The following is a 1,469-nucleotide window of genomic DNA, read 5'->3' as shown; positions in this document are numbered from 1 at the left end:
CAATACCGGTGACTTTGGGTGGTGTTGGTCGTTGGATGTGGTGTGCCAAGGCCTGGGCAGGTGAAGTCGTCGGGTGGACGGTTGTCGGACCGGATTGCTCTGGGTGTGTTGACGCGGGTGTTTCCGCCGGAGTTGGTGGATGAGGTGGTGGCGGAGTGCGGGCGGGTGGAACAGCGCTCAAGGCTGTTACCGGCCCGGGTGGTGGTGTATTTCGTGCTCGCGATGTGTCTGTTCTCCGGGCAGGGCTACGAAGAAGTGGCCCGGCTTCTGACGCAGGGACTCGAGGGGTTGCGGAGGTGGGACAAGCCATGGCGGGTGCCGACCACTGCAGCGATCGGCCGGGCCCGCAGGCGGCTGGGGCCGGAGCCGTTACGGATGTTGTTCGGCCGGGTCTGTCGTCCGGTCGCGACGCCTGAGACGGCCGGTGCCTGGTATCGGCGGTGGCGGCTGGTCGCGGTGGACGGCACCGTGTTCAATGTCCCGGACAGCGAGGCGAACAGCACGTTCTTCGGCCGTCCCGGCTCGGGCCGGGGACAGCAGCGCAGTGCGTATCCGCAGGTCAGAGTGGCTGCGCTGGTCGAGTGCGGGACGCATGCGGTGTTCGCTGCGGCGTCCGGCCCGCTGTCGGTCCACGAACAGCGGCTGATCCCGGCCCTGCTGGGCCGGGCCGGCCCGGGGATGCTGCTGATGGCCGACCGCGGCATCACCGGTTTCGAGCTGTGGCAGGCCGCGTCCGCCACGGGCGCGGACCTGTTGTGGCGAGTGCGCAAGAACATCGTCCTGCCGGTTCTGCATCCCTTCGACGACGGCTCCTATCTCTCCGAGATCACGGCCGCTGGTGACCGCGACCGGCGGGACCCGGCACAGGTCCGCGTCATCGAGTACCGGCTCGACGGCCGCGACGAGGGAACCGTCTACCGCCTGATCACCACCGTCTGCGACCCCGGCCAGGCACCCGCCGCCGAGCTCGCCGCGCTCTATCACCAGCGGTGGGAGATCGAGAACACCCTGGACGAGATCAAGACCCATCAAGGCGGCCGGCAGCTCGTCCTGCGCTCACAGCATCCAGACGGCGTCGAGCAGGAGATCTACGGTTTCCTCCTCGTCCACCACGCACTGCGGGACGTCATGCACCAGGCCGCTTGTGAGGCCGGCCTCGATCCCGACCGGATCTCCTTCACCCGCACCCTGAACGCCGCCCGCCGCCACGTCACCGGACAGGCGGCTCTTTCCCCCCTCACGACTCACGCAAGCCCTGACACACACCGCCGCTGAACTGCTGGAACGACTCCTGCCGCCCCGGAGGCCACGCTCCAACCCCCGCGTCATCAAACGCAAGATGGCCAACTGGCACCTGAAACACCCCCACCACCGCAACCCACCCCCACCACCGCCCTCCACCGTCACACTGGTGTCACCCACCAAGCCAAACAGCAGATGCCTAAAAAGATCCTAAATCAACGGTATTG

General features: G+C 67.4%; 1 protein-coding gene. It reads left to right on the top strand.

What is annotated here, in order from left to right; genetic code table 11:
- Nucleotides 1-42: 42 nt before the first annotated feature.
- On the top strand, nt 43-1,275 hold the full coding sequence (locus tag ABD374_RS31605) for an IS4 family transposase (RefSeq protein WP_344500066.1): 1,233 nt from the start codon (nt 43-45) through the stop codon (nt 1,273-1,275).
- Nucleotides 1,276-1,469 lie beyond the last annotated feature (194 nt).

The organism is Streptomyces enissocaesilis, from assembly GCF_039533765.1.
Classification (GTDB): Bacteria; Actinomycetota; Actinomycetes; order Streptomycetales; family Streptomycetaceae; genus Streptomyces; species Streptomyces enissocaesilis.
Note: the sequence above shows the minus strand (reverse complement) of the source record. Positions and strands in the feature narration are given on the sequence as shown.